General features: G+C 38.3%; 20 protein-coding genes, 1 rRNA gene and 1 pseudogene. 3 read left to right on the forward strand and 19 right to left on the reverse strand.

What is annotated here, in order from left to right; genetic code table 11:
• Positions 1-32: 32 nt before the first annotated feature.
• The 4 genes and pseudogenes from IGK54_RS11175 to IGK54_RS11190 all read right to left on the reverse strand — a co-directional run bounded on the left by IGK54_RS11175 (position 33) and on the right by IGK54_RS11190 (position 3,063).
• Positions 33-1,593 (reverse strand): 16S ribosomal RNA (locus tag IGK54_RS11175).
• Between the two features lie 433 nt (positions 1,594-2,026).
• Positions 2,027-2,275, reverse strand: a pseudogene (locus IGK54_RS11180) (hypothetical protein).
• Positions 2,259-2,630: a hypothetical protein gene (locus tag IGK54_RS11185; protein WP_002385270.1), complete on the reverse strand. Its 372-nt coding sequence runs from the start codon at positions 2,628-2,630 to the stop codon at positions 2,259-2,261. The pseudogene IGK54_RS11180 and the gene IGK54_RS11185 overlap by 17 nt, the downstream one beginning before the upstream one ends.
• Before the next feature lie 64 nt (positions 2,631-2,694).
• Positions 2,695-3,063 carry a CvfD/Ygs/GSP13 family RNA-binding post-transcriptional regulator gene (locus IGK54_RS11190; RefSeq protein ID WP_002365178.1) on the reverse strand — a complete coding sequence of 123 codons (369 nt, stop codon included), beginning with the start codon at positions 3,061-3,063 and terminating at the stop codon, positions 2,695-2,697.
• Between the two features lie 183 nt (positions 3,064-3,246).
• Between IGK54_RS11190 and IGK54_RS11195 the strand changes: the two genes are divergently transcribed.
• On the forward strand, positions 3,247-4,413 hold the full coding sequence (locus tag IGK54_RS11195; protein ID WP_010822123.1) for a MalY/PatB family protein: 1,167 nt from the start codon (positions 3,247-3,249) through the stop codon (positions 4,411-4,413).
• 33 nt (positions 4,414-4,446) lie between these two features.
• Here the strand turns inward: IGK54_RS11195 and IGK54_RS11200 are convergent, their stop codons facing one another.
• Entirely contained in the window at positions 4,447-4,653 is a 207-nt protein-coding gene (locus IGK54_RS11200) for a DUF3955 domain-containing protein (RefSeq protein WP_002355151.1), read from the reverse strand.
• A gap of 164 nt (positions 4,654-4,817) precedes the next feature.
• Positions 4,818-5,408, reverse strand: coding sequence for a peptidylprolyl isomerase (locus IGK54_RS11205; RefSeq protein WP_002355150.1), 591 nt, complete (start codon positions 5,406-5,408; stop codon positions 4,818-4,820).
• A gap of 204 nt (positions 5,409-5,612) precedes the next feature.
• On the opposite strand from IGK54_RS11205, the gene IGK54_RS11210 reads away from it, so the two are divergent.
• Both IGK54_RS11210 and IGK54_RS11215 read left to right on the forward strand, forming a co-directional pair.
• Positions 5,613-6,623, forward strand: coding sequence for an NAD(P)/FAD-dependent oxidoreductase (locus IGK54_RS11210; RefSeq protein ID WP_002368301.1), 1,011 nt, complete (start codon positions 5,613-5,615; stop codon positions 6,621-6,623).
• Positions 6,624-6,771: 148 nt separating this feature from the next.
• Positions 6,772-7,734 carry a phosphoglycerate dehydrogenase gene (locus IGK54_RS11215; RefSeq protein ID WP_002355148.1) on the forward strand — a complete coding sequence of 321 codons (963 nt, stop codon included), beginning with the start codon at positions 6,772-6,774 and terminating at the stop codon, positions 7,732-7,734.
• 65 nt (positions 7,735-7,799) lie between these two features.
• Here the strand turns inward: IGK54_RS11215 and IGK54_RS11220 are convergent, their stop codons facing one another.
• The 13 genes from IGK54_RS11220 to greA form a co-directional block, all read right to left on the reverse strand.
• On the reverse strand, positions 7,800-9,353 hold the full coding sequence (locus tag IGK54_RS11220) for a bifunctional metallophosphatase/5'-nucleotidase (protein ID WP_002407966.1): 1,554 nt from the start codon (positions 9,351-9,353) through the stop codon (positions 7,800-7,802).
• A 97-nt stretch (positions 9,354-9,450) separates the two neighbouring features.
• A complete protein-coding gene (locus IGK54_RS11225; protein WP_010824159.1) occupies positions 9,451-10,731 on the reverse strand; it encodes an extracellular solute-binding protein in 1,281 nt (426 codons plus the stop codon).
• 23 nt (positions 10,732-10,754) lie between these two features.
• Positions 10,755-12,044, reverse strand: coding sequence for an MBL fold metallo-hydrolase (locus IGK54_RS11230; protein WP_002359171.1), 1,290 nt, complete (start codon positions 12,042-12,044; stop codon positions 10,755-10,757).
• Entirely contained in the window at positions 12,028-12,846 is an 819-nt protein-coding gene (locus IGK54_RS11235; RefSeq protein ID WP_002355144.1) for a carbohydrate ABC transporter permease, read from the reverse strand. Before IGK54_RS11235 ends, IGK54_RS11230 begins: the two co-directional genes overlap by 17 nt.
• Positions 12,847-12,850: 4 nt before the next feature.
• Positions 12,851-13,726, reverse strand: coding sequence for a carbohydrate ABC transporter permease (locus tag IGK54_RS11240; protein ID WP_002355143.1), 876 nt, complete (start codon positions 13,724-13,726; stop codon positions 12,851-12,853).
• The gene (locus IGK54_RS11245) at positions 13,726-14,796 is read right to left on the reverse strand and encodes an ABC transporter ATP-binding protein (RefSeq protein ID WP_002355142.1); all 1,071 of its coding nucleotides are present in this window, start codon (positions 14,794-14,796) and stop codon (positions 13,726-13,728) included. Before IGK54_RS11245 ends, IGK54_RS11240 begins: the two co-directional genes overlap by 1 nt.
• 209 nt (positions 14,797-15,005) lie before the next feature.
• On the reverse strand, positions 15,006-15,944 hold the full coding sequence (locus tag IGK54_RS11250) for a glycosyltransferase family 2 protein (protein ID WP_002373102.1): 939 nt from the start codon (positions 15,942-15,944) through the stop codon (positions 15,006-15,008).
• A gap of 203 nt (positions 15,945-16,147) precedes the next feature.
• Entirely contained in the window at positions 16,148-16,477 is a 330-nt protein-coding gene (locus IGK54_RS11255; protein WP_002355140.1) for a HesB/YadR/YfhF family protein, read from the reverse strand.
• Positions 16,478-16,531: 54 nt separating this feature from the next.
• Positions 16,532-17,197: a potassium channel family protein gene (locus IGK54_RS11260; protein ID WP_002355139.1), complete on the reverse strand. Its 666-nt coding sequence runs from the start codon at positions 17,195-17,197 to the stop codon at positions 16,532-16,534.
• A 103-nt stretch (positions 17,198-17,300) separates the two neighbouring features.
• On the reverse strand, positions 17,301-17,933 hold the full coding sequence (locus tag IGK54_RS11265; RefSeq protein WP_002355137.1) for a response regulator: 633 nt from the start codon (positions 17,931-17,933) through the stop codon (positions 17,301-17,303).
• Positions 17,908-19,011, reverse strand: coding sequence for a sensor histidine kinase (locus tag IGK54_RS11270; RefSeq protein WP_002365182.1), 1,104 nt, complete (start codon positions 19,009-19,011; stop codon positions 17,908-17,910). Before IGK54_RS11270 ends, IGK54_RS11265 begins: the two co-directional genes overlap by 26 nt.
• Positions 19,008-19,739, reverse strand: coding sequence for a cell wall-active antibiotics response protein LiaF (gene liaF, locus IGK54_RS11275; protein ID WP_002381168.1), 732 nt, complete (start codon positions 19,737-19,739; stop codon positions 19,008-19,010). Before liaF ends, IGK54_RS11270 begins: the two co-directional genes overlap by 4 nt.
• A gap of 150 nt (positions 19,740-19,889) precedes the next feature.
• A complete protein-coding gene (greA, locus tag IGK54_RS11280; protein ID WP_002355133.1) occupies positions 19,890-20,369 on the reverse strand; it encodes a transcription elongation factor GreA in 480 nt (159 codons plus the stop codon).
• Positions 20,370-20,388: the final 19 nt, after the last annotated feature.

The following is a 20,388-nucleotide window of genomic DNA, read 5'->3' on the forward strand; positions in this document are numbered from 1 at the left end:
GACGAAATGTGTATTTCCGTAATATTCCTTAGAAAGGAGGTGATCCAGCCGCACCTTCCGATACGGCTACCTTGTTACGACTTCACCCCAATCATCTATCCCACCTTAGGCGGCTGGCTCCAAAAAGGTTACCTCACCGACTTCGGGTGTTACAAACTCTCGTGGTGTGACGGGCGGTGTGTACAAGGCCCGGGAACGTATTCACCGCGGCGTGCTGATCCGCGATTACTAGCGATTCCGGCTTCATGCAGGCGAGTTGCAGCCTGCAATCCGAACTGAGAGAAGCTTTAAGAGATTTGCATGACCTCGCGGTCTAGCGACTCGTTGTACTTCCCATTGTAGCACGTGTGTAGCCCAGGTCATAAGGGGCATGATGATTTGACGTCATCCCCACCTTCCTCCGGTTTGTCACCGGCAGTCTCGCTAGAGTGCCCAACTAAATGATGGCAACTAACAATAAGGGTTGCGCTCGTTGCGGGACTTAACCCAACATCTCACGACACGAGCTGACGACAACCATGCACCACCTGTCACTTTGTCCCCGAAGGGAAAGCTCTATCTCTAGAGTGGTCAAAGGATGTCAAGACCTGGTAAGGTTCTTCGCGTTGCTTCGAATTAAACCACATGCTCCACCGCTTGTGCGGGCCCCCGTCAATTCCTTTGAGTTTCAACCTTGCGGTCGTACTCCCCAGGCGGAGTGCTTAATGCGTTTGCTGCAGCACTGAAGGGCGGAAACCCTCCAACACTTAGCACTCATCGTTTACGGCGTGGACTACCAGGGTATCTAATCCTGTTTGCTCCCCACGCTTTCGAGCCTCAGCGTCAGTTACAGACCAGAGAGCCGCCTTCGCCACTGGTGTTCCTCCATATATCTACGCATTTCACCGCTACACATGGAATTCCACTCTCCTCTTCTGCACTCAAGTCTCCCAGTTTCCAATGACCCTCCCCGGTTGAGCCGGGGGCTTTCACATCAGACTTAAGAAACCGCCTGCGCTCGCTTTACGCCCAATAAATCCGGACAACGCTTGCCACCTACGTATTACCGCGGCTGCTGGCACGTAGTTAGCCGTGGCTTTCTGGTTAGATACCGTCAGGGGACGTTCAGTTACTAACGTCCTTGTTCTTCTCTAACAACAGAGTTTTACGATCCGAAAACCTTCTTCACTCACGCGGCGTTGCTCGGTCAGACTTTCGTCCATTGCCGAAGATTCCCTACTGCTGCCTCCCGTAGGAGTCTGGGCCGTGTCTCAGTCCCAGTGTGGCCGATCACCCTCTCAGGTCGGCTATGCATCGTGGCCTTGGTGAGCCGTTACCTCACCAACTAGCTAATGCACCGCGGGTCCATCCATCAGCGACACCCGAAAGCGCCTTTCACTCTTATGCCATGCGGCATAAACTGTTATGCGGTATTAGCACCTGTTTCCAAGTGTTATCCCCCTCTGATGGGTAGGTTACCCACGTGTTACTCACCCGTCCGCCACTCCTCTTTCCAATTGAGTGCAAGCACTCGGGAGGAAAGAAGCGTTCGACTTGCATGTATTAGGCACGCCGCCAGCGTTCGTCCTGAGCCAGGATCAAACTCTCATAATAAAAGTTAGAACAATCTTACGATTGTTAAGCTCAATTTGTTTGCTAGCATATTGCTTGCTTGTTAAAAATGTTTGTTGTCTTGAATTGAATCAAGACGCCCTACACATTTGGTTCGTCTATTCTTTGTTCAGTTTTCAAAGGTCTACGTTACCTCGCAGCAACTTTTATATCATAACAAACTTTCGTTTGAATGTCAAGAACTTTTTAAAAAAGTTTTTTTAAGTTGTTTTGCTTGGTTGTTGTTGTCTGTTGTGACAACTTCTATATCTTATCATCTCGTTTGTTATTTGTCAACAACTTTTTTGTTGTTTTTTCAAACTTTTTTCGAGAGATTTGAAATCAAGAATTGTTATTTAATTATTGATTTCTGAATCGCTCAGCTGTGTGACTCGCCTTGCGACATGTAATAATATATCAAGATTTTGATGTTTGGTCAACACTTTTTTTCAAAAAAATTAAAAGAAGTTTTCAATCTGTTTTCATTCTTTTCAATTATTTCGTTTTTAAACTTTTTAAATCCTAATTGTCTATCAAAACAGTTTAATTACTTACTAAAAATCGAACAATTTGAATCATATATTTGAAATAGTTCGATTAACTTTTTTACGTCCAACATAAAAAAAGAAAGAATCTGTTCGATTATCGACAGATTCTTTCTTTTTTGTTTAAAACATTGGGACACCTTCAATATGATATTTTGACCAAATCGTTTTTAATTCTGCAGGTGCTACCCATGTATAGTCTTTATCCATTTCATTTTTAAGTGCTTGTTCATCCATCTCGAAGACAAACAGCGGAACATTTTCTTTATTGATATGCGCGTTAGTTAATTCTACTAAGCTAATTGAAGTAACGTCCAATTGAACCTCTTCTTTGAACCATTGTAGCATACTAGCTAAACCCGTCATCTCATCAGAAACTTTTGCCATCGCAAACTCAATCGCTTCACCTATTGGATGCATCAAAAATTTTTTACTACCATCGTTTAAGTTCAGTATGATTGTTCCAGCGACTTTTTTGTTAGACACGACATCCACCTCAATTAATTTTTAGATTCACTAACAAAAGAAATTGTAACACACTTTCTGAAAAAATACAGAATTATTTTTCAAGCAATTTATCCATTGCTTCATCAATCCATTCTGGAAGTTCTTTGTCTAAGGTTGCAAAGCCAATTTTTTTATTCTTATCCGTAAAATATTTTTTGCGTCGATGGTTCACTGAATGAACTTTGTCTTCAAGGGTCCGTAAAGATAAGCTAATCTTTTGAGAATATTCATCAACATCAATAACTTGAACGGTTACTTTTTGTCCAACGGTTAAGAGTCCATGGATATTTTTGGTAAAGCCAGCTTGTACTTCCGAAACATGAATCAGTCCTTGTGTTTCTTCGTCTAAAGAAACAAATGCGCCATATGGTTGAAGTCCGGTAATTGTGCCAGAAAGTACCATACCAATTTTGTACTTCATCAAATTTCCTCTTTTCATACGATAAATTTCTTTTTCCGTTTCTACTCATTTAAAATAATAGCATTTTTTCAACGTTTGTGCATTATTTCTTCCCTAGTTGTTAAAACTATTGTTTCATCTTTTAAGCAAAATCTACTATACTATAGGAAGTAAGACTTTATATAGAAGAAAAGGAGTTATCTTATGTTTAATTTTAATGAAACCATTGAGCGTCGCCACACGAATTGTGTTAAATGGGACACCGTTGAAACGAGTTACCACGAAAAAGATTTACTACCTTTATGGGTTGCTGATATGGATTTCAAAGTGCATCAGCCTATTCTTGATGCTTTGTCACAAGTTATTGAACAGGGCATTCTAGGATATGCGATTGCACCTAATGAACTGTATCAAGCAATTCAAGATTGGCAACGGCAACACCATCAATTGATTGTTGAAAAAGAAGAAATTTTGTTTAATAGTGGCGTGGTACCCAGTTTGGCCACAGCCGTTCAAGCGTATACAGCACCTGCTGATTCTGTCATGATTTGTGATCCAGTCTACCCCCCTTTTGCAGATGTGGTAAAACAAAATGAGCGTAGACTTGTGCGCCATTCTTTGCTAGAAGTTAACGGACATTATGAGGTTGATTTGGTTAAAATGGAACAACAGATAATCGAAGAAAAGGTGAAACTGTTACTTTTTTGTAATCCCCATAATCCTGGTGGACGTGTTTGGACAAAAGAAGAATTGCTAGCAATTGGCCGTTTATGCCAAAAACACCAAGTAACTGTGGTTAGCGATGAAATTCATCAGGATTTGATTTTCAAACCGCATACCTTCACTTCCTTCACTGTCGCTGATGAAGCATTTAAGGAATTCACTGTTACCTTAACCGCAGCAACGAAAACCTTTAATTTAGCGGGGATCAAAAATTCAATGCTGTTCATTCCTAATGAAAAACTACGGCAATCTTTCGTATCTTTACAAGACAAAAATCATCAAGGCGGCATCAATACTTTTGGCTACGTTGGAACGGCAGCTGCCTATCAAACAGGGGAAGAATGGCTAACGGCGTTACTGGATTATTTAAAAGAAAATATTGATTTTGCCCTTTCTTTTTTCCGTGAAGAGATGCCTAGCGTTCGTGTAATGGAGCCTGAAGGAACCTATCTTTTATGGTTAGACTTTAGTTCTTATTCGCTAACGGATCGGGAACTTCGCGATACCTTAATTCATAAGGGGAAAGTGGTTCTAAATCCAGGAATTAGTTTTGGTCCCCAAGGTTCTCAACACATGCGTTTAAACTTAGCTTGTTCAAAAGAAACTCTCGAAGAAGGCCTTTTACGTATCAAAAAAGCCTTTAATTAAAAACAGCTGTCCTAGTTTTTAGGACAGCTGTTTTTAATTCTTTCTTTTGCGTTTAGCTAAATAAACTCTGACGAACCAGATACCTGAAAATAGAAGTAAAATTTCTCCAATTATGATTGTATAAAATCCTGGTTCATGAACGATTCCTTGCTGATCTACATACGTAAAAAACGTTCCTATAAATGGGAGTATCACTGCAAACAAAGCCAAGGCCATTGGATATCTGTATTTTTCTAACAAATTTGCTTCCTCTCCTTCTATTCTTTAACTCAGTATCCTATAAAGACTTCATTAAAAGAAGCGATTTGGATGCTTTTAAAAAAAAGTTAGTCGTTTTAAGAAAAAAATAAAGAGTACCAACGAATTTGTCCCTCGTTGATACTCTCTTTTTCAATTGGTTAAATTTATTCACCAATGATTTCAACTGTGTCCATCACGACGTCAAATGTTGGACGGTCTTGGGCATCCCGTTGGACTCCACCAATTTCATCCACTACATCCATACCATCCACAACATGACCAAAAACAGTATGACGGAAGTCTAACCAAGGTGTTCCGCCTTGTTTGTAAGCTTCAATAATTTCTTCTGGAAAACCAGCGTCTTCTAACTGACTCATCATTTGAGCTGGAACATTTTGATTAGTAACAACAAAGAATTGGCTGCCATTTGTGTTAGGACCAGCATTTGCCATTGACAATGCGCCACGCAAATTGAAAACATCCCGAGAAAATTCATCCTCAAATGCTTCTCCATAAATACTTTCGCCGCCCATTCCTGTTCCGGTTGGGTCACCGCCTTGAATCATAAAATCAGGAATCACACGATGGAAAATAACGCCATCATAGTAGCCCTTTTTCGCTAATTCAACAAAATTTTTAACCGTTTTAGGCGCTTGTTCTGGGAATAATTGAACAGTGATGTCGCCGCGGTTTGTTTTAATGACCGCTTTTGGGCCTTTAGCATTTTCTAAATCTAATTGTGGAAATTGTGACATGAGAATGTCCTCCTAGATAATTATTTTATAGTTCCATCATATCGAAAAATGCTGAAAATTGCTATGATCTTTTTCCAATGATTAAAGAATGCTTTGATTCGTTAGCCAAACTTGCTTTTTTCGAAAAGCCGTGCTATTTTGTGAAGTGTTCGCAAAACGATCAATAGTTGTCTCAACCCTAAATGAATTAGGAGGAATTTTCAAATGTCTGATGAAAAAGATATTTATGATTTAACGATTATCGGCGGCGGTCCTGTTGGATTATTTGCCGCTTTTTATGCGGGAATTCGTAAAGCGAAAACGAAAATCATTGATAGCCTGCCGCAATTAGGTGGTCAGCTAACAATGCTGTATCCCGAAAAATATATTTATGATATTCCTGGATTCCCTGCTATTAAAGCCGGTGAGTTAATTGCCAATTTGGAAAAACAGATGCAGCCATTTCAGCACGATGTTTGTTTGGAAGAAGAGGTCACACACCTTGCACAGGAAGCAGATGGACTTTTGCGCTTAGACACAACTAAAGGCACACATTATTCTAAAACGGTTATCTTTGCGATTGGTAACGGCGCTTTCCAACCTCGACGTTTAGCTATCGAAAATGTTGAAGCCTTTGAAGGTGAGTCAATCCATTATTATGTGACTGACATGAAAAAATTCGCTGGCAAAAAAGTTGCGATTGCTGGTGGCGGCGATTCCGCAATTGACTGGGCTTTAATGCTAGAAAACGTTGCAGAAGAAGTATCTATTATCCATCGTCGCCCACAATTTCGCGGCCATGAACATAGCGTGGAACAACTGGAAAAATCTAGCGTTTCTATCAGAACTCCTTATATCATTAGTGATATTTTAAAGGAAAATGAAACGTTCACAGGCATCCAATTAACGGAGACAAAAGGTGACCAAACATTGGATCTCCCTCTGGATGATTTAATTATCAATTATGGCTTCACTTCTTCTTTAACACACCTCAAAGAATGGGGATTAGACGTTTCTAGAAATGCTATTAATGTTCATTCCGATATGTCAACTAACATTCCTGGTGTATACGCTGTAGGGGATATCTGTTCCTATGAGGGAAAAGTGAAATTAATCGCTACAGGCTTTGGTGAGGCACCTACTGCCGTAAATAATGCTTTACATTACTTACGGCCCGATGCTCGACGTCAACCAGTTCATAGTACAAGTTTATTTGAAAACGGCGTACCTAAATAAGGTTAGCACTGGACTTTAGCAGTTTTTAAGCCAAGGACAAAAATCTAAATCGGATTTTTGTCCTTGGCTTTCTGCTTTACTGAAAAGCCTTTCTTTTTCTCTTTTAAATTTATTTTTGATACAATAAAAAGTGCTAGGAGGAAGAAAGATGAACCAACCAATTATTTATTTAAATGAAGTATTCAATGAAGAACAACTGGAACAAGTGAAAGCTGTGGCGCCCAATTATCTAGTTAAAACATCTACCGATCATTTATCCTCTGCTGAAGAAGAGGCCATCGAAATTATGTTAGGCTGGCATAAAGAAATTGGTCCGCGTTTATTAGCCTCTGATACTAGTCACCTAAAATGGATTCAGCTCATTTCTGCTGGTGCTGATTATATGGATTTTGATAAATTAAGAGAAAAAGGCATTCTGTTGTCTAATGGTAGCGGAATCCATAGTGTTTCTATCTCAGAACATGTTTTAGGCGTTTTATTAGCACATACCCGCGGACTGCAAGAAAGTATCCAACAACAAATGCAACACACATGGAATCAAACAGCCCCTTCCTATCAACAACTTTCTGGGCAAAAAATGTTAATCGTAGGCACCGGGCAAATCGGACAACAATTAGCTAAATTTGCTAAAGGTTTAAATCTTCAAGTTTATGGCGTGAATACCTCTGGACATGTGACGGAAGGCTTCATTGAATGCTATTCACAGAAGAATATGAGTAAAATTATCCATGAAATGTCCATTGTTGTGAACATTCTTCCTTTGACTGAAACAACAAAACATTTATACAATCAGGCACTTTTTGAAAAAATGGCTCCTGAAACAATTTTCGTAAATGTTGGTCGAGGCGCCTCAGTAGCAACGAACGATTTGATAACTGCCTTAAACAATAAAACCATTGCTTTTGCTGCCTTAGATGTCTTTGAAGAAGAACCTCTTCCCGAAGATAGCCCTTTATGGGAGATGCAGAATGTTTTATTAACACCTCATATTTCTGGCATGACACCGAAGTTCAAATCAAAATTACTGGCGATTTTTATTCCAAACTTAAATCAATTTGTGACGGATCAGACCCTCGTCAAAAACCAAGTTTCCTTAAAAAAAGGCTATTAACTCAAAAAAGGCCTTCAACCATCTTTCAAGTAATTGCATGGTTGAAGGCTTTTTTTTGCTATTTTTTACCAGATAACCTTGAAGTTATCATTTGTCGACGCTTGAATGATTGGATGTTTTTTCAAATATTCTGCAATCAGTTCCGTCATGTCAATTTGAATTTCTCGAATAATTTTTTCAGGTTGGAACATTTGATAGTTTCCGCCACCGACTGCTCGGTATTGATTTGTCACGATTTCCAAAACATCTTCTGCTTGCACTGCTTTGCCATGATAATTAAGTTTCGTCACTCTTTCACCAAACGGTTGTCTTAAATCAAGCGTATACTCAATGCCTTCATACATATCATAATTATAGTATTGTGGTTTTGGATCGACATATTTCGGGTTAAAAATTGGTTGGCCTTTTTCTAACACAAAATAAGTAGCGCTTTGTTCTAACGCTTCACGGAGGTCTTGTCCAGTGACACGCAATACAGCCAAAGTATTTGGATAAATGTAGTTGGTAATGATATCGCGCATCGTAATTTGATTATTAAATCCTTTGCCTTCATTGTTAAAAAGTGCAGTCCCTGAAATATCCGTTCCGCTTGAAGCCATTTGGACGTTATTAATAAATTCTATATATGGATGTTCTTTGAGGCGTACGGCATTCGGATTTTGAATCGTCATATCCCCTTCCACATTTCCCACTGGTTGGTCAAGCCACTCTTCTACCTCGTCATGTAACGCTGTTGTCAAAGCTAAAACTTCTGCATCTGGTTGTTCGTTTCCAACAGGATGAATAGCTGCATCACTTCCAATAACGCGATAGCCTTTAGCCATAGGTTCAATTTCTAAAGTAATTTCTCCAACGAAAGCTCCTCGAAAACCTGGTTGAATCACAGGTATTCCATTCAGTTTTGTAGCAATTTCTCGATGTTGGTGACCAGTGACTAAGGCATCAATCCCAGGAACTTTTTCCAATAAATCGTAGCCTTCATTTTCTCCTGTTAGTAATTCCGTGGGTTCCCCTGTTTCTAAATCTTTTTCAAAACCGCCATGGTAAGCAACAACAACTAGGTCCGCTTCTTCCCGTAATTTTGGCACGTATTCTGCCGCTGTTTCAACGACACTTTTAAACGTTAAATCTTTGACTGTTGCCGGCTGTTCCCAATGAGGGATATATTGAGTCGTCACGCCAAGGATGGCTACTTTAACCCCTTGTTTTTCTATGATGACATACGGCTGACCGAAATAAGGTTGTCCATCTTTACCAAGAATATTGGCAGCTAAAACTGGCTGTTGATAACTGGCAATCGTTTCCTTTAAATAATCTAAACCGTAATTAAATTCATGGTTGCCTAAAATGCTAACATCATAATTCATTTGATTAATGATTTTAGTGATGGCTTCCACTGAATGTGTTTCTGCTTTTCTTACGTAGTAACTAAGCGGCGAACCTTGAATAAAATCCCCATTTTCAATTTGAAAAACTGGTCCTTCGGCAGACGCACGTAACTTTTTCAGCATGGTTGCTGCTTTTGCGGTTCCAAAAGGCAAATCCATCTTTTTTTCACTATAACTTGTCGGCATAATATACCCATGCATATCACTTGTTGCTAAAATTTTTATTTGCATTTTGTTTCTCTCCTTCTTCCGCCCAAAAGAACAGGAAGGTTAGAACACGAGCCATAACGACTCAGATCCCAACCTCCCACGTCTGTTTATTTATTGATTATTGGTTCCATGCTTGTTCAAATTGTGATGTTGCATCTTTCAATAATTTTTTCGTGTCTTTATTTGATGAAGCAAAAATACTTTCTATAATTGTCCGCATTTCATTATAGGCTGAATCAGCATTCTCTTCTACTGGGATAGCGAATAAATCTTTTACTGCGTTTTCAAGTTGTGCAGGTACTTTGGTTGTCTTAGAGTTTTTGTACTCATCACTGTGTAAAACAGATTCTAAAATTGGCATATAACCTGTTTGTTGTGCCCAGTACAATTGTGAATCAGGAGTAGCTAAGAATTTCATGAATTCAAATGCCGCTGTCCGTTGTTCTGGCGTAGCACTATCGAACATATAAATATCTGTTCCTTGTTGTAAGTTGATTTTTTCAGGACGTGGTGCAACACCGTATTCATAGCCACCAGCTTCAGCATCTTTTTGAACAAAACCAGCACCAGCAATACTACCGACAAACATTGCTACCTTTTTGTTTGCAAATGGGCCAGATAAATATTTATCTGAACCAGCTGTGCGGAAGTAACCTGCTTCGATACCATCACGGTAATAGTCCACGACTTCTTGTGAATCTTTGCTTGTTAAATCTAAGTCTTTATTAAAATCAACGCCTTTGTTTTTCATTCCAATTGCGTAATAGTTATTTAACGAGTCAAAACCAGCACCAACGACTTCTTTGTTGGATTTTTCGTAAATTGTTTTAGAAGCTTCTTTTAATTCCTCTAATGTTTTCGGTACTTCAACACCATATTCTTTCAACAAATCAGCATTATAGAATAACATTTCTGTCGATTTATTAAATGGAATGCCGTATTGTTTGCCGTCGATTTTGGCGCCATCTAACAATACCTCACGAATTGGTTCTGCATCTTTCCAGCCGATTGTGTCATCATCCATATATGGTTTTAAGTCCACTAACATTTCATCTTGTGCAGCATTCCATAACCAGCCTGGGTACGCTTGCGTAATTGTTGGTAAATCTTTTGGTGAAGTTAAAGTCGAATTGATTTTGGCTTGTAAATCAGGGTAAGCAGATTGATTTTGTAATTCCACTTTAATTTTTGGATTTTCTTTCATGAAGTCTTTCGTTAATTTTGTTAACGCTTCTTCTTGAACCCCATTCATTGCATGCCAGAAAGTGATTGTCGTATCTTCCTTCACTTCTTTCACAATATCGTTTGATTCTTTGGCCCCATTACCGTTACCACAAGCCCCCAATGCGAAAATAGCTGCGGTTGCTAACACTGTTGTTGCTAGAGTTTTGAACTTCATTTTTTTCTCTCCCTTAAAAAAATTTATAAAACAATTTGCTCGCCACGTTCTGGCAATATTCTTTCACCATACGGGTTTTCCAGTTTTTCTGGTTTTAACGTATGGATTGGAACCAATACTTGAGGTTCAATCAATGCAATAATTTTATCCAGATCTTCTGGAATTGCATGTCCTGAACAAGCTAAGCGGACAAAAGTAATGTCTTTTTTAGCCAACAAATCTAAAAACACGCGATACTGTGGATCAAAGTCCCCTAACGGTTGTGCATCACTGTGAATGTATAAACTACCTTCTTGGAGGTTGTCAAACTGGTTCACAACTTGCCACAAATAGTCTGTTTTGTCCTTTAGTAACGTGTCATACGGGATTTCTAACGCTGGATTCAATTCTGGTATTTTACCAGATTCAGCATAATAATAACGAACTTCTATTCCAAATACTTCAAGTAACAACGCAGCCATATTTGCTTCTAAAACGACTGTACGTGGTGACTTTTCAATAATCTTAGCAAAACGTTCCACGTTTGCTGGATAACCATTAAAGGTAATTTGTCGATTCGGGTTTTCTAGTTCTAAACGAACCAAGTGCTGAACAAGATCTTCTTCACTGACAACCGCTATTTGGGCTGGATCTGGTTCACGTTCTGGGAAGCTAATGCTTACGCCTTCCATCATTAATAATTCAGTATGTTTGGCTTTTTCACAAAAAGCTAAAGTCTCTTCACGATTATGGCCATGTAAGCGCAAATCACCTGTGTATGTGATGAAATGGTCAGGCGTGCGAATCAGTAATGCCGAAGCACCGTACGCATCATGATCAACAGGTACGATTTCCACTGAAATTTCGCCAACTTTAATCACATCGTTTTTATTAAGACCAATCATTTCTCGGGTAAAATTCTTTTCTTCAAACGGTGATGGAATCAAAAAATCACCTTTGCGATTTAAACTATTTAGAATCATTTTCGTTTCTTTTAATGTGTACAACGGAACAGCTGGGTCTAAATAATTAATCATGCGCGAATGATCTAAATGGGCATGAGATAAGAAAACAGCGGTGTGTTGATACTCTTTGTCTTCTGCACCATGATATTCATAACCTAAACGTGGATCATATAAGTCTTTTAATTCTGGCACTAAACGATTATTAATTAAGGTTTCAATGTGATCATCAGGCAAATCTAATTCTGGTCGAAATTCTGTACCAAAATCAAAGAAGATGTGGGCATCTTTATACGCCACTTCAATCACGGTTCCTCCAATTGTTAAAATGCCACTGTGAAAAGTCACAGTTGTTTTAGCCTTTGATTCCATTTTTTGCAACTCCTCTGATAATTTCTTTTCTGAAAATCAAGTAAATAATTAAAATTGGAATAACGGTTAATGTTGCAGCAGCCATTTGTAAATGTACGTCACTACCGCTCTCTGTCGCAAAGGCCGATAGTCCATTATTCAATAGACGGTATTTTTTCTCGTTCGTCACCAACAATGGCCACAAGAAAGAATTCCAACTAGAAATAAATGTTAAAATCCCTACTGTTACCAACGCTGGTTTTGACATTGGTACTAAAATACGCCAAATGTATTCTAAATCACTAGCGCCATCAATCTTGGCAGCCTTATAAAAAGTATCAGGAATACCTTTTAAATACCCGTTTAAATAGTAAATATAAAAAATACTAGTTAAAAATGGAATAATTAAGGCGCTGTAAGTATTTAACAAACCTAATTGCGCAATCGTTTGATAATTGGTAAAAATAATAGATTCATATGGAACCATTAACAACGAAATCATCAAAGCAATGACCACATTTTTAAAACGGAACTTCAAACTCGTTAACGCGAATGAAGCTAACACGGCGGTGACTACCGTAGCAATCGTTGTAACGCCTGAAACAAAGACTGTGTTCAAGAAATACCGAAGAAAGGGTGCTTTTTGAAAGACCTCTGTGTAGTTTTGCCATTGTGGTTGTTTCGGAAACATGGTTGGCGGCATGCTGGTCGCTTCAGAGTAACTCATTAAACCAGCTAAAATCATATAGACAAACGGAAATAACGTAATAACGGCTAAAATGCCTAAGAAAACAAATGCGATAATCGTTAAAACTTTTTTCATTGGCTTATTGCCCCACTTTCTTTAAGAGTTTATTTTGTAAGAAAGTGACCACTAAAATAATCACAAATAAAATCACTGTGGCGGCCATCGCAATTCCGGGACGTCCTGCAATGTGGAATTTGTCATAAATATAGTACACTGCGGTTGTGGCACTATTGGCAATCCCCGCACGACCACCGAATAAAGCATAAACTTGTGTATAAACTTTAAAGGCGCCAATTAAATTGACCGTTAATAAAAAGGCAATGGTCGGGACTAGCTGCGGAAACGTAATACGTCGGAAAATTTCGCCGTCTGAGGCGCCAAACATTTTCGCTATTTTAAAGTGTTCTTCATCAATATTTCTCAGTCCAGCCAACAAAATAATAATATTAAATGCTAAACTCGTCCAAACCCCAAAAATAATCAATGTTGGCATACTCATTTGAACATTATCTAGCCAGTTGACAGAAGGAATGCCGAAAAAGCCTAAGACGTAATTGACAATTCCATAATCGCCATTAAAGAAGTAACGGAAGACAATCCCAATGGCAATCGTACTCGTTACATAGGGCATAAAGAAAATCGTTTCAAAGAAACTCTTATGTTTAACTTTTTCAAAGATAATCCAAGCAATTGCTAGGGAAATTATCAAGGCAATCGGTACCACAGCAAATGCATAGAGCGCTGTATTTTTTAACGCTTTATAGAAGATTGGATCATTCAATACACGTTGATAATTTTCTAAACCAGCGTAGCGTTGGTTAATTAAGGAACCTTTTTGGAAACTCATCCACAAAGAACGAAACAGTGGATAAACGCTAAACAGTAAAATGATTCCTAATGATGGCAGAAGGAAGAGCCATGCTTTTGGTTGATTTTCTGGATTGTATTTTTTCATTAGTAAACCCGGTCTCCCGCTTCGTTAAAGATAAATACTTTTTTATATGAAAAATCAAAAGATAAAGTGTCTCCTTCTTCAATCGCTTCTTCTACACTTACAATTGATTTCACTTGTTCATTTCCTAATGTAAATCGTAAAATACGTTCTCGACCAATCAATTCCACTAAATCTGTCGTTGTGGTAAAGAGACCTGTTTCAGTTGGTACCACATCTTCTGGACGAGAAGCAAACGTATATTTCCCATCAGTCATTGGCATTTTAAAGCGTGCTTGCTCAAAACGCTCAAGCGGAATTTCAAAACTTTCATGGTACATTTTGCCGTCTTTCACTTCAACAGACAATAAATTAATAATTGGGTTACCTATGAACTGAGCAACAAATAAGTTATTTGGTTCTAAGTAAAGGTTTTGAGGTTCATCATTTTGTTGAATAACCCCTTCGTTTAATAAAATAATTTTATCACTGATTGATAGCGCTTCCTCTTGGTCGTGCGTTACAAAGATTGTTGTAATCCCTACTTCTTTCACCAAGCGGCGGATTTCTTCACGAATTTTCAAACGCAAACGTGCATCCAAGTTACTTAAAGGCTCATCTAATAATAAAACATCTGGTTTTTGAACTAACGCCCGGGTAATCGCAACACGCTGTTGTTGACCACCAGAAAGTGTGCCTGGCTTTTTATGGCTTAACTCTTCAATATTCGTTAGTTTCATATATTCTTCGGCAATAGCTTGTGCCTCTGCCTTGGGAACTTTCTTACTTCCTACCGTCAAAGGAAACATTACGTTTTCTAGAACAGTCATATGTGGATATAAGGCATAGTTTTGAAAAACGAACCCGATGTTCCGATCTTTTGGTGCTGTTTTGACAACCGATTGCTGTCGAAACTGAATATCTCCATCACTTGGATGTAATAAACCTGCAATTAAGTTTAAAATTGTGGATTTCCCACACCCACTTGGTCCTAACAAACAAACCAAGTCCCCTTGCTCAATCGTAAAATTGACCGATTTTAACGCTTCAAACCCATTATCGAATACTTTTTTCAAGTCGATAACTTCTATCATGACCCAACCTCCAAAAAAACATTTAATAGCATACCTTTTGATTTTAACATTTATTTCTTACAACCGCGAGAGCAAAGCTGTTTCATTAAGATAAAAATAGGTAAAGTTAATGTATTTTTTATGTAAAAAATGTTGTTTTTCTGAAAAGCCTGTTTACACTTTTTTTAACGCATAACAAAAAAGCAGAGAATTTTTCTCTGCTTTTTTGGTTATTTTTTAGAATCTTTTTCTGATTCCTTTACAATATAAATTGGTCTTTTTTTCGTTTCTAAGAAAATTTTGCCGATATATTTGCCAATAATTCCTAAACATAATAGTTGCAAACCACCTACAAAAAGTACAATACAAACCATTGAAGGCCAGCCGCTTGTTGGATCACCATTAACTAATGTTCGAAAGATAATCACTAACATTGCTAGTGCAGAACCAATACACGAAAAGGCGCCAACGTATGAAGCAATATTCAATGGTGTCTCTGAAAAATTGACAATCCCGTCAATTGAATAACTTAATAGACTCCAGAAAGACCAAGAGGTTTCTCCAGCAATTCGTTCTCGATTTTTAAATTCAATATATTCTGTTTTAAAGCCGACCCAGCTAAAGATCCCTTTTGAAAAACGATTATACTCAGATAACTCTAAAATCGCATCGACCATTTGTCGGGTCATAACACGAAAGTCACGGGCACCATCCACCATTTCTGTCTCAGCAATTCGATTAATGAGTTTATAGAACATCCGAGCAAAAAAGCTACGAATGGGCGGTTCGCCGTCTCTTGTTATGCGTCGTGTGCCAACACAATCTAAATCTGTACTGGTTTCAATCATCTCAATCATTTGAGGTAATAACTCAGGCGGGTCTTGTAAATCAACGTCCATGACTGTCACTAAGTCACCTGTTGCTTCTTTTAAACCAGCGTATAAGCCCGCTTCTTTCCCAAAATTTCGTGAAAAAGAAAGATAACGGACCTTCTCTGGATGTTCGCGATAAAGCTGTCTTAAAACAGCTAACGTATTATCTTTTGAGCCATCATTCACAAATATATATTCTACTGAATGAGACAGTTGCTGGCTAATTTTTTCTACTTCTTCAAAAAACAGCGGAATCGCTGCTTCCTCATTATAACAAGGGACAACAATTGATAACATTTTATTTCCTCCACACTTCAGTTAATTATCATTATACCATATAATAGCCTTATTAAATAACGATATCCAACTAAAAATAACTTAAATAGAAAGAACCTGAGAAAAAATCCAAAACGATTTTTTCTCAGGCTGACTAGCGGTTAAACGAAAGCAACAGAAATAGTCCTACGCACTACTTCAGCCTCTTTTGTTTAGCACTAAAATTATTTTGTTAAATCTTCTTGGTTTGCTTCAAATTGATAACGCGGTTCATCATTCTTTTCATCATAATCAACAATCAAATCATACCCTTTAAAGAACCAATCATCTGTTTCTTCAATAAAATAGGTAATCCCATCTAGGTTCTCTTTAATCATTGGCTCATCTGGCGCTTCTACAGACATCGCAATGGAAAAACCATCATGAACAGGTGTTTTTCCGTAAATTTTTCCGAAAAAACGAATGCCTGTCTCAGGCTGAACCCCGGTTTCTTCTTTAAACCATTGTTGGGCTTTCGGTGTCACTTCTAATTTCATTCTTTGTTCCTCCTTCACATCTCTGTCGCCATTTATTGTAGCACAGCGCAGTGCTTTTAGAGAATAAAGTGCTTAGCCATTCATTTTTTCATCTAATAAATCAACGTCTGCGGTATCACCGATAACTAATAAATTGTCGTTTTCTCGAACAATTTCAGAAGCATCTGGCGAAGCAATTACTTCTGTTTTCGAGCGGCGGATCGCTACCACAGTTAAACCAAATCGCTGACGGAAATTTAATTCTGCTAAGGTTTTATTGTAAAATTTAGGATTGGTGACCCGAACCTCAGCTAATGAAAATTCGCTAGATAATTCAATATAATCTAAAATATTGCGTGAAACAAGTTTGTGAGCAATTCGAATGCCCATATCCCGCTCTGGGTGAACGACCATGTCTGCCCCAATTTTATCTAAGACACGGGCATGATATTCATTGACTGCTTTGGCTAAGACATTGGGAACCCCCATCTCTTTAACCATTAATGTTACTAAAATACTCGCTTGAATATCTTCACCAATTGCCACCACTACGTGATCAAAATTCCGAATCCCTAAAGAACGCAACGTCATTTCATCTTGGGCGTTAGCCACCACTGCATGCGTTGCAATATTCATATATTCATTGACACGGTCTTCACTGCTGTCAATGGCCAAAACTTCTTGACCAGCTTCCACCAAAGTTTGGCATATGCTGCCGCCAAAACGTCCTAAACCAATAATTGCAAAATTTTGTTTCATTTCTTCTGACCGCTCCTGTCTGTTCGTTAAAATTAGTATAACAAATCCATAAATAAATTCCTAGAAGGATTTCCTAGAATTTATTTATGGATTTATCTGATATTTATTTGGCTAAACCATGTTGAAAAGCATAAATCGCCGCTTGGGTCCGATCATCCACATCTAGTTTTGCTAAAATGTTTGAAACATGTGTTTTAACTGTTTTCAAAGTGATAAAGAGTTCATCAGCTATTTCCTGATTACTTTTACCTTGTGCAATCAACATTAAAATTTCGTGTTCCCGGTTTGTCAAATCTTCGTGCAACACCGGCTCTTGTTTTTTTGTTAACCGTTCCATCATCTTATGCGTCACTTCAGGTTCCAACACACGCTCTCCGCGATAAGTCGCCCGAATTGCATCAGCAATCTCATGTGCTGTTGATGTTTTTAATAGGTAGCCCGCTGCACCAGCTTCAATCGCCGGATACACTTTTTCATCATCAATAAAACTCGTCACAATAATAATCTTGGCTTCTGGCCAATCTTTCAAGATCGCTTTTGTTGAATCAATGCCGTCCATTTCTTCCATTACCAAATCCATCAAAATAACATCTGGACGTAGTTCCAATGCTTTTTCATAGCCAATCTTACCATTTTCTGCTTCGCCTACGACTTCTATATCCTCTTGAATAGATAAATATGATGAAACGCCTAAACGGACCATTTCATGGTCATCCACTAACATTACTTTGATCACTTGCAGTTTCCTCCTTTATGACAGGAACTTTAATTTCAACGCTGGTTCCCTGCCCTTTAAAACTAATAATTTTAACTGTACCGCCCATGCCGACAACACGTTCTCGGATATTATTTAAGCCATAACTACCGGCTTTATTACTTTGTTCCTTCATATCAAAGCCGACACCGTCATCAACAATACGCAATAGCACGTTTTTATCGACTTGGTGTAAGTATACCTCTAATTCCTTTGCTTTGGCATGTCTTAAGGTATTTGAAAGTAATTCCTGCACAATTCGGAAAAGATGATCCTCAATGCTGCTATTTAAATGAACATCTTCAACATCCCAAATCAATTCAATTTTAATTTTTGTTTGTAGTTCTTTCAGTAATTGTTCAATACCTTTACGCAAACTTTTTCCTTCTAGACTGATAGGACGCAAGTGCAATAGTAACGCGCGCATTTCCGATTGAGAGGCATTAATGATTTCTGCCACCATGGCTAGTTGTTTGCGATATGGTTCAGGGGTTTCTGTTCGTTGTGCTTGTTCATTTAAGGCAGACAACATCATCATGGCTGCAAAAAGTTGTTGACTGACTGAATCATGCAACTCCCGCGCCAAACGATGCCGCTCGTTCTCTAAAATTTCTTCTTTTGTTTGCCCATCCATTAATTGCGGTCGACTGTTTAATAATTGCAATTCTTTAGACATCTCTAATAATTTATTTTTAATCGACCAAATATCTTGTTCGACTTCGGTTAGATAATGATCTTGATTTTCACTGGTCGTTGGTTTGTTTAAGACTGGACTTTCATAATTACCGTTGGCCAATAACCGAAGTTTTTCTTCAATCCGTCCATATTGCCCTTTTTGAACCAATGAAATCAGTAAAAAGGTCAATAAGCCTATTAGTAAGGATATGAGAACAATGTGCACAATTAGTGGTAGATAAAAGACTTTTCTCTGAAGAAGCTCTAATAACCACCGGTTTTGTTTAATCGAATGAAAATATGAAAACAATGTAATTAAGATAACAATAAAGGTGCTAAGGGACGCATATAATGAAATCATGCGTCTTGAAATCCGATCGGTCATACACGGATCACCTCAACATCTCCTACTAAAGTGTTCGTCATAATTTTCAAACGACGAAGATTGGTATCATAATCATTGCTGTAAATTTTTAATGATTCGTTTTTCAATTGATATTTTTCTTCTTCAAAACGTACCGTTCCGTAAAAAGTTGAATGTTCTAACAAAATAGCTACACCTAACGGCACTAGAATTCGCGTGCGGCCAAAACCTTTACGAATAATAATAATATTGTCTTCTTTCGGTAGTAGCGTATTACCTAAATCAATAATGGTGTCCCCAGAGATTAAATCAATATTGATATCGTCCCATTCATAGATATTGTTACCAATGCGTTCGTTGGCAAACCAGCGGCGTTTAAATCGTTTGCCATTTTTAGGTTCTTTTGCCGCCGTCTCCACCATAATCATTTGTTTTTTACGCCAAGGTGCTCGCTCAGCTATATCCACGCCTGAAATCTCAAAGCCTTTTAAGCCGATAAAGAGTACGCCAAAAATCAACATAAACCAAACAGCCGTGCTGTTCATTGCACCAATGACAATAAAAACAACGCCGAGGACGAATTGAAAGTTGTTAAAATGTGTTTTAGATGCTTTCCTGGAAACATAGGCCACAAGTAAAACGCCAATTGTTAATAAAACAGCTAATCCAGGATTATGTACAATTTGCCATAACGCCAGAATAAAAAGTAATGCTTCTGCGACGATAAAAAAGCGCCAAGGATTATTCATAGATTTGCCTCCTCCCTATGTCATTTATTTTACTCGTTTATTTTATTTAATCATAGTGGTTTGCGCCTTAGGTTACCATAGGACTTTAGCCCTAAATGTCATAGATTGCGAAAGGACAGGCCTTGGAAGCTGCCTGCCCTACTCAATTATTTAGTTTGCTTCAACTTTTGTAATTTTAACTGTCATGTCGCCACCAGGTGTTGCAATAATCACTTGGTCGCCTAATTGTTTACCAATTAAGGCTTGCGCAATCGGTGAATCGTTAGAAATTTTACCAGAAAATGGATCGGCTTCGGCACTTCCTACGATTGTGTATTCCTCTTCTTCTCCATCAGGCAATTCTTGGAAAGTAACTGTTTTACCGATGGAAACTTCGTCTTGGTCCACGCCATCATTATCGATGATTTCTGCAAAACGAATCATATTTTCTAACGTTGTAATACGTCCTTCAACGAAAGCTTGTTCATCTTTAGCTGATTCATACTCTGAGTTCTCTGAAAGATCCCCAAAGCTACGAGCGATTTTAATACGCTCTACGATTTCTTTACGTTTAATTGTTTTTAATTCTTCTAGCTCTTGTTCTAATTTTTCTTTTCCTTCAAGAGTCATTGGATATACTTTTTCTACCATGTTAATTCTCCTTTTTCGC

Origin of the sequence: Enterococcus sp. DIV2384, from assembly GCF_050534975.1 — a bacterium.
Lineage (GTDB): Bacteria > Bacillota > Bacilli > Lactobacillales > Enterococcaceae > Enterococcus > Enterococcus faecalis.

Excerpts from the sequence above, each read along its gene's own strand:
- IGK54_RS11190 (WP_002365178.1), bottom strand. The coding sequence starts at position 3,063 with ATGAAGTACAAAATTGGTATGGTACTTTCTGGCACAATTACCGGACTT.
- IGK54_RS11195 (WP_010822123.1), top strand. The coding sequence starts at position 3,247 with ATGTTTAATTTTAATGAAACCATTGAGCGTCGCCACACGAATTGTGTT.
- IGK54_RS11205 (WP_002355150.1), bottom strand. The coding sequence starts at position 5,408 with ATGTCACAATTTCCACAATTAGATTTAGAAAATGCTAAAGGCCCAAAA.
- IGK54_RS11210 (WP_002368301.1), top strand. The coding sequence starts at position 5,613 with ATGTCTGATGAAAAAGATATTTATGATTTAACGATTATCGGCGGCGGT.
- IGK54_RS11215 (WP_002355148.1), top strand. The coding sequence starts at position 6,772 with ATGAACCAACCAATTATTTATTTAAATGAAGTATTCAATGAAGAACAA.
- IGK54_RS11220 (WP_002407966.1), bottom strand. The coding sequence starts at position 9,353 with ATGCAAATAAAAATTTTAGCAACAAGTGATATGCATGGGTATATTATG.
- IGK54_RS11225 (WP_010824159.1), bottom strand. The coding sequence starts at position 10,731 with ATGAAGTTCAAAACTCTAGCAACAACAGTGTTAGCAACCGCAGCTATT.
- IGK54_RS11230 (WP_002359171.1), bottom strand. The coding sequence starts at position 12,044 with ATGGAATCAAAGGCTAAAACAACTGTGACTTTTCACAGTGGCATTTTA.
- IGK54_RS11235 (WP_002355144.1), bottom strand. The coding sequence starts at position 12,846 with ATGAAAAAAGTTTTAACGATTATCGCATTTGTTTTCTTAGGCATTTTA.
- IGK54_RS11240 (WP_002355143.1), bottom strand. The coding sequence starts at position 13,726 with ATGAAAAAATACAATCCAGAAAATCAACCAAAAGCATGGCTCTTCCTT.
- IGK54_RS11245 (WP_002355142.1), bottom strand. The coding sequence starts at position 14,796 with ATGATAGAAGTTATCGACTTGAAAAAAGTATTCGATAATGGGTTTGAA.
- IGK54_RS11250 (WP_002373102.1), bottom strand. The coding sequence starts at position 15,944 with ATGTTATCAATTGTTGTCCCTTGTTATAATGAGGAAGCAGCGATTCCG.
- IGK54_RS11260 (WP_002355139.1), bottom strand. The coding sequence starts at position 17,197 with ATGAAACAAAATTTTGCAATTATTGGTTTAGGACGTTTTGGCGGCAGC.
- IGK54_RS11270 (WP_002365182.1), bottom strand. The coding sequence starts at position 19,011 with ATGACCGATCGGATTTCAAGACGCATGATTTCATTATATGCGTCCCTT.
- liaF (WP_002381168.1), bottom strand. The coding sequence starts at position 19,739 with ATGAATAATCCTTGGCGCTTTTTTATCGTCGCAGAAGCATTACTTTTT.
- greA (WP_002355133.1), bottom strand. The coding sequence starts at position 20,369 with ATGGTAGAAAAAGTATATCCAATGACTCTTGAAGGAAAAGAAAAATTA.